The organism is Actinophytocola sp., assembly GCF_049647105.1.
GTDB lineage: Bacteria > Actinomycetota > Actinomycetes > Mycobacteriales > Pseudonocardiaceae > Actinophytocola.
Map to the genome: position 1 here is coordinate 25834 of NZ_JBARWZ010000300.1, position 8513 is coordinate 34346.

The window sequence follows — 8513 nt, forward strand, 5'->3', positions numbered from 1 at the left end:
GACACGCGGACCTCGCTCAACCTCCACCGATCACCCCGGCACAACCGGCACACTGGACGTCCGCAGGGGCGTGTGCCGGGGTGCTGGAGGGAGCAGAAGCGTGTACAAGGTTTTCGAGGCCCTCGACGAGCTCGTCACGATCCTCGAGGAGGCGCGTGGCGTACCGATGACCTCGAGTTGCGTCGTGCCGCGCGGTGACATCCTCGAGTTGCTCGACGAGGTCCGCGACGCGCTGCCTGGCGAGGTCGACGACGCGCAGGACGTGCTCGACCGCAAGGACGAGATCGTCGGCCAGGCCGAGCACGAGGCAGAACAGATCATCAGCAAGGCGAACCTGGAGGCCGAGCAGTCGGTCGCCGAGGCGAGCGCGGAGGCGGAGCGGCTGGTCGCCGACGCGCAGGCGCACGCCGACCGGCTCGTGCAGGACGCACGGAACGAGGCCGACCGCACGATCGCCGCGGGCCAGGCCAAGTACGACGACCTGGTCGGCCGCTCCCAGGTCGAGGCCGACCGGATGATCCAGGCGGGCCGCGAGTCCTACGAGCGTTCGGTCGACGACGGCCGCATCGAGCAGGCCCGTCTCGTCTCCGCGACCGAGGTCGTGCAGGCCTCGCACCTCGAGTCGGCCAGGATCCTGGACGCGACCGCCGACGAGGTCACCCGCCAGCGCGGGGAGTGCGACGAGTACGTGGACGGCAAGCTCGCCGAGTTCGCCGACCTCCTTTCCCACACGCTGCGCACGGTCAGCAAGGGGCGTGCGCACCTGCGCGGTGGCGGAGTCGGCATGCCGCCCTCGGCGCCGCCCGTTCCGGAGCCCGCTCCCGCCGTCCCGTTCGATTACTCCGCCTGACCCGCGTAACCTGGTTGGGCACACCTCGCGGTCGCGGGGAAATTCTTCCGAACACGGGGACGTTGAAGTTCGTCATGTCCGAACAGCGCAACAGCCCATGGACCCTCGACACGAGGGAGCTGGGCCGCAGGCCCGGTCTCTCCCGCAAGTTCGAGCGGGCCGTGGAGACCACGAACGTCCTCGGGGTCGAGGGCGTGATCACCGTGCCCAAGGGCGCGCCGGTCGAGGTGGACGTGCTACTCGAGTCCGTCGTGGAGGGCGTGCTGGTCTCCGGCACGGCCGTCGCGCCGATCGAGGGGGAGTGCTCGCGCTGCCTCGACCCGATCTCGGCGACCGACCACGACATCGAGGTCGAGTTCACCGAGCTGTTCGCCTACCCGGCCAGCGTCACCGAGGCGACGACCGACGAGGACGAGATCCATCGCCTGGTCGACGATAAAGTTGATCTTGAACCGGTGGTGCGGGACGCGCTCGTGCTCGCGCTCCCGCCCGCGCCGCTGTGCCAGGACGACTGCGCGGGACTGTGCCCGGAGTGCGGTGGCAGGTGGGCCGCTCTCGGTCCCGATCACCGGCATGAGACGATTGACCCTCGGTGGGCCGCGCTAACGGAGCGGTTCCGCACGGATCGTGACGCCTGAGCTCATTCAGTCAAGGCTGTCCGATCCCGCCACCAGAAGCATTGAAGGAGAACTAGTCGTGGCCGTCCCCAAGCGGAAGATGTCGCGGTCGAACACACGTGCGCGCAGGTCGCAGTGGAAGACCAGCGCCGTCCACCTGGTGGAGTGCTCGAACCGCGCCTGCCGCAAGCCCAAGCCCCAGCACGTCGTCTGCCCCAGCTGTGGTCAGTACGGCGGTCGTCAGGTCACCGAGCCTGCATGATCCTCGGGCGGTGAGGTTGGTGGGCGACTGTGGGGGGTAGAGGGGCCAAGGGCCCGACGGCCGACCCGCGCAAGCTGCTCGAAGCGCTCGGCGTCGAGATGGACGCCGAGCTGCTGAAACTCGCCATGACACATCGCTCGTACGCGTACGAGAACGGTGGCCTGCCACCGAACGAGCGGCTGGAGTTCCTCGGCGACGCGGTGCTCGGTCTCGTGGTCACCGACCACCTGTACCGGACGCATCCGGAAATGCCGGAGGGGCAGCTCGCGAAGCTGCGGGCGAGCGTGGTGAACATGCATGCCCTGGCCGGTGTGGCCCGGGGCCTCGGCGACGAGGGTCTCGGCGCGCACCTGCTGCTGGGCAAGGGCGAGGAGCTGACCGGCGGGCGTGACAAGGCGAGCATCCTCGCCGACGGCATGGAGGCCGTGATCGGCGCGGTGTACCTCGCCCACGGCATCGATGTCGCGCGGCAGCTCGTGCACCACCTGTTCGATCCGCTGCTCGCGGAGGCGCCGCTGCTCGGCGCCGGGCTGGACTGGAAGACGTCGCTGCAGGAGCTGACGGCGTCGGCGAGTCTCGGCGTGCCCGAGTACCGCGTCCAGGAGGAAGGTCCCGACCACCGCAAGGAGTTCACCGCCACGGTGATCGTCGCGGGTCAGGACCGGGGCACCGGCGACGGCAGCACCAAGAAGGAAGCCGAGCAGAAGGCCGCCGAGGCGGCGTGGCGCACGCTGTCGGAGATCATCGAGACCAGCGAACAACAGCAGCGCGGCAAGGGTGCCTGAGCTACCTGAGGTCGAGGTGGTGCGGACCGGCCTTGACGGGCACGTCACCGGCCGCACGGTCGCCGAGGTCGACGTACTGCACCCGAGGGCGATCCGGCGGCACACGCTCGGCCCCGGGGACTTCTCCGGCAGGCTCGCGGGCCGCACGATCTCCGCCGCGCGGCGGCGGGGCAAGTACCTGTGGCTGGAGCTGTCCGACAGCGACGATGACGGAGCCAATCCGGACGTCGCCCTGATCGCGCACCTCGGCATGAGCGGGCAGCTGCTGGTCCAGCCGGTGGGCGCGCCGGACGAGAAGCACCTGCGCGTCCGGTTCGGCTTCACCGACGACGGCCCCGAGCTGCGGTTCGTCGACCAGCGCACGTTCGGCGGTTTCCTCGTCGACGACCTCGTGTCGGTTGACGGCGCCCGGCTGCCGTCCGCGATCGCCCACATCGGCCGCGACCCGATGGACCCCGACTTCTCGCTGCCCGCCGCGGTCGCCGCGCTGCGCGGGAAGAAGACCGAGCTGAAGCGGGCGCTGCTCGACCAGACCCTGGTGTCCGGCATCGGCAACATCTACGCCGACGAAGCGCTGTGGCGGACGAGGACGCACTGGACCCACCCGACCGAACGGATCTCGCGGGCGAAGGCGACCGAGGTCCTCGCGGCGGCCACCGACGTCATGCGGGAGGCGCTCGGCCAGGGCGGCACGTCGTTCGACGCGCTGTATGTCAACGTCAACGGCCAGTCCGGCTACTTCGACCGGTCGCTCGCCGTGTACGGCCAGGAAGGCCTGCCCTGCGGGCGGTGCGGGACGCCGATCCGGCGCGAGCCGTTCATGAATCGTTCGTCGTACTTCTGTCCGCGCTGCCAACGCCGCGCTCGTTCCTGACTCCCTCTCGACGGCCGTTCCGCCTGCAGCGCGACGTGCCACCCGCCATCACCGGCAGGTAGTTGCCGTCCTCGTCGCGGGGGATCTCGGCCAGCTCATCGAGGCTCAGCGGCTTGCCGGGCAGCGAGTCGACGGCGAGGAACCGCAGCAGCCCGTCGAGCACCAGCTCCAGGTGCCGGTGGCTGAGCTGGTGGTTGTCCTCCGGGGCGATGGCGACCGGCAACGGCGGGGTCATCCTGATCATCAGCAGGCCGATGTCGCCGGACCCGACGTCCGGCCGCAGCGAGCCCTCGTCGTGCGCGGCGCGCACGATCGCCGCGAGGCCGTTCTGGGACGCGTCGTGGGCGGCCACGAGTTCGTCGTCCATCAGCACGCGTTCGGCGAGCATGGGCACGACGACCCCGATACGGAGGTCGACCGCGTCGTGCAGGTAGCGGGTGAGCGCGGTGAACGCGTCCGGTTCCTCAGCCAGGGCGGCGTTCGCCGCCGCCACGGACTGGGTCAGCACATCGAGTGCGACGTGCCGAAGTAACACCATCCGGTCCGGAAAATGGCGGTACAACGTCGCGATGCCGACGCCGGCCTGGCGAGCGATCAGCTCCAGCGGTACCGCCGGGCCTCGCTCGACCATGAGGTCAACGGCGGCATGGAGGATCTGCTCGCGGTTCCGGACTGCGTCGGCGCGAGTTCGGCGGGGCTTCGGAAGGTCGTTCATGGGTGCCTTACCCGGCGGATTTCGACTCCCCGGTAGTGGTCCAAGCAATGGGTCCCCCGACAGAGGTCCCATGTTCGACAGGCTGTCCCCTTCTGTCCAGGTGTCGGCTGCATCACCGCACGCGTGAAGAAGTCGTCAACGTGCCACCGCGGCGGCGGCCCGGGTAGCAGGCTGTGCACGTGAGCGAGGCGCACACTGGCTCCGTGACGGCAGACGCTCGCGCCGAGCACGAGCAGGCTCCGCGACGGGACGAGCCCCGCCGCGGCGAACTGCGTATCTACTTCGGCGCGGCCCCCGGGGTCGGCAAGACCTACGCGATGCTCGGCGAGGCGCACAGAAGACTCGAGCGCGGCACCGACGTGGTCGTCGGGTTCATCGAGACCCACGAGCGGGCCAGGACCGACCGGCTGCTCGATGGCCTCGAGGTCGTGCCGCGCAGGGCGATGGCCTACCGGGGGCGCGACTTCGAGGAGATGGACCTCGACGCCGTGCTGGCCCGCGCGCCAGAGGTCGTGCTGGTCGACGAGCTCGCACACACCAACGTCCCCGGCATGGCCAACCCCAAGCGCTGGCAGGACATCCGGGTCCTGCTCGACGCGGGCATCGACGTGCTGTCCACGCTCAACGTCCAGCACCTGGAGAGCGTCAACGACGTCGTCGAGCGGATCACCGGCGTGCGGCAGCAGGAGACCGTGCCCGACGAGGTGGTGCGCGCCGCGCAGCAGTTGGAGCTGATCGACATCACGCCGGAGGCGCTGCGCCGCCGCCTCGCGCACGGCAACGTCTACCCGGCCCGCCGCATCGACGCCGCGCTCGGCAACTACTTCCGGCCCGGCAACCTCACCGCGCTGCGCGAGCTGGCGCTGCTGTGGGTCGCCGACCAGGTCGATGTCGCGCTGCAGCGATACCGCGCCGAGCAGCACATCACCGACACGTGGGAGGCACGCGAGCGGGTGGTCGTCGCGGTCACCGGCGGCGAGGAGAGCGAGACGCTGATCCGCCGCGCCAGCCGCATCGCGGTGCGGGCCGGTGCCGAGCTGCTCGTGCTGCACATCCTGCGCGGCGACGGGCTCGCCGGCGCGTCGCCGCACGCGGTGGCCGAGATCCGCAGGCTCGCCAAGAACCTCGGCGCGACGTTCCACACGGTGGTCGGCGACGACGTGCCGGACGCGATGCTGGACTTCGCGCGTGGCGTGAACGCCACACAGCTCGTCGTCGGCACGTCACGGCGGTCGCGGGTCGCGCGGCTGTTCGACGAGGGCATCGGCGCGACGGTGGTGCAGCGGTCCGGCTCGATCGACGTCCACATGGTCACCCACGCGCAGGCGCGGCGCGGCTGGCGGCTGCGGGCGGAACGCAGCCCGCTCGCGGTGCCAAGGCGGGTGGTCGGCTGGGTCGCGGCGGCGGTGCTGCCCGTGCTCGCGACCATCGCCGGGGCCCTGCTGCACACGCACGTGTCGCTGTCGACCGACGTCGTCGGGTACTTCCTGGTGATCGTGACCGTGACGCTCATCGGCGGGCTCGGCCCAGCACTGTTCGCCGCGCTGTTCTCCGGAATGCTGCTGAACTTCTTCTTCACCCCGCCGCTGCACACGCTGACGATCGCCGAGTCGGAGAACCTGATCACGCTCGTCGTGATGGTGATCGTGGCCGTGCTCGTCGCGCTGGTGGTCGACCGGGCGGCGCGGCGCACCGTGCAGGCCACCGAGGCACGCACCGAGGCGTCCCTGCTCACCTCGTACGCCAGGACGGTGCTGACCTCGCCGCGGCCGGTGGACCGGCTGCTGGAGAAGGTGCGGGAGAACTTCGGGCTGTCGTCGGTCGCGCTGGTCGAGCGGCGCGACGGCGAGTGGCACCGGGTCGCGTGCGCGGGGCCGTCCCCGTGTGACGGGCCGGACGACGCGGACACCGACGTGGCCGTGACCCCCGACGTGCACCTCGCGCTGCGTGGCAGGGCACTGCCCGCCGACACCAGGGGCGTGCTGGAAACCGTTGCGGGACAGGCACTCCTCGCGTTGCGGCAGCAGCGGATGGCGGCCGAGGCGGCGGAGGCCAAGCGCACCGCGGCGACGAACGAGCTGCGTACCGCGCTGCTGTCCGCCGTCGGCCACGACCTGCGCACCCCGCTGACGTCGATCAAGGTGGCGGTCGGCAGCCTGCGTGCGCCGGACCTGTCACTGTCGGCGCAGGACAGCGCCGACCTGCTGGCGGACATCGAGGAGTCCGCCGACCGGCTGTCCGCGATCATCGACAACCTGCTCGACTCGTCCCGGCTCGCGACCGGCGCGGTGCGCCCCCGGCTGCGTGCCGTCACCTACGACGAGGTCGTGGCCCGTGCGCTCGCCGGGCTCGACGGCCGGTCCGCGGTGGCGGTGGACGTAGACGAGCGGCTGCCCGCGGTGCGTGCCGACGTCGGGCTGCTCGAACGGGTCGTCGCGAACGTCGTGGACAACGCGTTGCGGCACGGGTGGTCCGGCCGGACCGACACCTTCTCGGCCGCCGCGCCGCCCTCGGAGCCACCGATCGCGATCCGGGCGAGCACGCACGAGGACCGGGTGGAGCTGCGCGTGGTCGACCACGGCAGGGGGCTGCCCAAGGGCACGGCGGAGAAGCTGTTCGCGCCGTTCCAGCGGCTCGGCGACGCCACGAGCGGGATCGGGCTCGGCATGTCGGTGGCGAAGGGGTTCATGGACGCGATGAACGGGACGATCGGCACGGAGGACACCCCCGGCGGTGGGCTCACGGTCGTGCTCTCACTGCCGGTGGACGGGAGTGTGCAGACATGACGAAAGTGCTGGTTGTCGATGACGAGCCACAGATCGTGCGTGCCCTGCGGATCAACCTCACCGCCCGTGGCTACGACGTGTCGACCGCCGCGAACGGGCAGGAGGCCCTGCGGGTCGCCGCCACCGAGCACCCCGACGTCGTGGTGCTGGACCTCGGATTGCCGGACATCGACGGCGCGACGGTCATCGAAGGGCTGCGCGGGTGGACCAGCGTGCCGATCATCGTGCTTTCCGCGCGCACCGACTCCGGCGACAAGGTCGCCGCGCTGGACGCCGGTGCCGACGACTACGTGACGAAACCGTTCGGCATGGACGAGCTGCTCGCGCGGCTGCGGGCCGCGGTCCGGCGTGCGTCGACCGTGCGGACCGGGGAGGAGGCCGTGGTCGAGGCGCGGGCGTTCACGGTCGACCTCGCGGCGAAGAAGGTGATCCGCGACGGCGCCGAGGTGCATCTGACGCCCACCGAGTGGGGCGTGCTGGAGCTGCTGGTGCGCAACCGGGGCAAGCTCGTGGGGCAGAAACAGCTGCTGCAGGAGGTGTGGGGGCCCTCGTACGCGTCGGAGACGCACTACCTGCGGGTGTACCTGGCGCAGCTGCGGCGCAAGCTGGAGCCGCAGCCGTCGCGGCCGCGTCACTTGCTCACCGAGGCCGGGATGGGCTATCGGTTCGAGGCGTGAAAGCGACTCTGCAGTGCGTGGTGCTCGACTGTCCCGACGACGAGGTGCTGGCGCGGTTCTACCACGCGCTGCTCGGCGGGGAGGTCAACCGGCTGGACCGCAGGTGGGGGCTTGGCGGCGGGTGGTCGACGCTGCACCTGCCGAACGGGCTGGTGCTGTGCTTCCAGCGGGTCGCCGGGTACCGGCCGCCGCGCTGGCCGGATCCGACCGCCCCCCAGCAGTCACACCTGGACCTGGGGGTGCCGGACCTCGATGCCGCGCACGGGGAGGCCCTGGCGGCAGGCGCCGTGCTGCTGGACGACTCGCGCAAGGCGTGGCGGGTCTACGCGGACCCGGCAGGACACCCGTTCTGCCTCGTCCGTGAGGCGGCTTAGAACCCGAAGTCCTGCACCCAGTAGAAGCCGTCGCGTTCGAGGCCGACGCCGAGGGTCTTCAGGTCGCAGTTGAGGATGTTGCGGCGGTGGCCGTCGGAGTCCATCCACAGCTGCATGACCCTCTCGGCGGTCCTGGCGCCGCGGGCGATGTTCTCCGCACCAGGACTCGGATATCCGGCATTGCGGATCCGCTCGTCGAAGGACCTGCCATCGAGTGAGTCGTGGGAGAAGTAGTCACGCCGCGACATGTCCTCGGCGTGTGCCTGCGCGGCGGCGGCGAGCTGGGAGTCGGCGGTGACGGGCCCGCAGCCCGCCTCGCCGCGGAAGCTGTTCACGAGGCTGACGATCTCGTCCTGCGCGGTGCCGCCGGTCGCGGTCGGCGGGGCGGGCGGCTCCTCGGACGTCGCGGGCGGGGGCGGCGGGGCGGGTGCTTCGGTGGACGACGACGTCACGGGCGGGGCGGACGACGTGGTCGGCGCGCCGGACGAGGTGGGGGAGCCGGAGGAGGGCTTGCCGGGGTCGGGCCGGACGAGATCACCGGGGGAGTCGGCGACCAGCGCGTCGGGGAGCCCG

Annotated in this window: 10 protein-coding genes; 8 read left to right on the forward strand and 2 right to left on the reverse strand. The window is 71.2% G+C overall.

The window, feature by feature from the left end; all coding sequences use genetic code 11:
* Positions 1-100: 100 nt before the first annotated feature.
* From WBA97_RS36940 to mutM, 5 genes are all read left to right on the forward strand, one after another.
* Entirely contained in the window at positions 101-850 is a 750-nt protein-coding gene (locus WBA97_RS36940) for a DivIVA domain-containing protein (protein ID WP_424235673.1), read from the forward strand.
* A 74-nt stretch (positions 851-924) separates the two neighbouring features.
* The gene (locus WBA97_RS36945; protein WP_424235674.1) at positions 925-1488 is read left to right on the forward strand and encodes a YceD family protein; all 564 of its coding nucleotides are present in this window, start codon (positions 925-927) and stop codon (positions 1486-1488) included.
* A gap of 58 nt (positions 1489-1546) precedes the next feature.
* The gene (gene rpmF / locus WBA97_RS36950) at positions 1547-1729 is read left to right on the forward strand and encodes a 50S ribosomal protein L32 (RefSeq protein ID WP_184812403.1); all 183 of its coding nucleotides are present in this window, start codon (positions 1547-1549) and stop codon (positions 1727-1729) included.
* Between the two features lie 74 nt (positions 1730-1803).
* On the forward strand, positions 1804-2514 hold the full coding sequence (rnc, locus tag WBA97_RS36955; RefSeq protein ID WP_424235682.1) for a ribonuclease III: 711 nt from the start codon (positions 1804-1806) through the stop codon (positions 2512-2514).
* Positions 2507-3388 carry a bifunctional DNA-formamidopyrimidine glycosylase/DNA-(apurinic or apyrimidinic site) lyase gene (gene mutM, locus WBA97_RS36960; RefSeq protein ID WP_424235675.1) on the forward strand — a complete coding sequence of 294 codons (882 nt, stop codon included), beginning with the start codon at positions 2507-2509 and terminating at the stop codon, positions 3386-3388. The genes rnc and mutM overlap by 8 nt, the downstream gene beginning before the upstream one ends.
* Here the strand turns inward: mutM and WBA97_RS36965 are convergent.
* Complete coding sequence (locus WBA97_RS36965; protein WP_424235676.1) at positions 3333-4175, reverse strand: TetR/AcrR family transcriptional regulator; 843 nt, start codon at positions 4173-4175, stop codon at positions 3333-3335. The genes mutM and WBA97_RS36965 overlap by 56 nt on opposite strands.
* Before the next feature lie 131 nt (positions 4176-4306).
* On the opposite strand from WBA97_RS36965, the gene WBA97_RS36970 reads away from it, so the two are divergent.
* The 3 genes from WBA97_RS36970 to WBA97_RS36980 are packed head-to-tail and all read left to right on the forward strand — an operon-like array spanning position 4307 to position 7940.
* A complete protein-coding gene (locus WBA97_RS36970; RefSeq protein WP_424235677.1) occupies positions 4307-6889 on the forward strand; it encodes a DUF4118 domain-containing protein in 2583 nt (860 codons plus the stop codon).
* Entirely contained in the window at positions 6886-7566 is a 681-nt protein-coding gene (locus tag WBA97_RS36975) for a response regulator (RefSeq protein WP_424235678.1), read from the forward strand. The genes WBA97_RS36970 and WBA97_RS36975 overlap by 4 nt, the downstream gene beginning before the upstream one ends.
* Complete coding sequence (locus WBA97_RS36980) at positions 7563-7940, forward strand: VOC family protein (RefSeq protein WP_424235679.1); 378 nt, start codon at positions 7563-7565, stop codon at positions 7938-7940. The genes WBA97_RS36975 and WBA97_RS36980 overlap by 4 nt, the downstream gene beginning before the upstream one ends.
* Here the strand turns inward: WBA97_RS36980 and WBA97_RS36985 are convergent.
* On the reverse strand, positions 7937-8513 hold a 577-nt coding region (locus tag WBA97_RS36985), incomplete at its 5' end, for a CAP domain-containing protein (protein WP_424235680.1). The two genes, WBA97_RS36980 and WBA97_RS36985, sit on opposite strands and share 4 nt — an antisense overlap.